This window comes from Monashia sp. HAY1-5C, from assembly GCF_056755255.1.
Map to the genome: position 1 here is coordinate 1 of NZ_JBPGXG010000558.1, position 251 is coordinate 251.

General features: G+C 64.5%; 1 protein-coding gene. It reads right to left on the reverse strand.

Annotated features, from left to right (window positions below):
• The coding region (locus ACR9ZK_RS22765) for an IclR family transcriptional regulator domain-containing protein (RefSeq protein WP_481344194.1) at nucleotides 1-251 on the reverse strand (251 nt) is incomplete at both ends.

Sequence of the window (251 nt, forward strand, 5' to 3'; positions counted from 1 at the left end):
GTCCCCCAACCGTGGACTCGAGCCAATCCCGCCACCCAGCGAGAGCTGTGGCGAATGCATCGCGCTGGGGTTCCAGGCGTGATTTCGGGCCGACAATCTGCAACGCAGTGGCGACTTCTCCCTTGAAATCCCGGACGGGGGCGGACAGGGAGTAGAGACCCGGTTCGGCTTCCTCATCGACGATCGAGTAGCCGCGTTCCCTGGCCCTGGCCAGGCGCTCCAGGAAGTCGTCAACGGACACGGGCGTATTG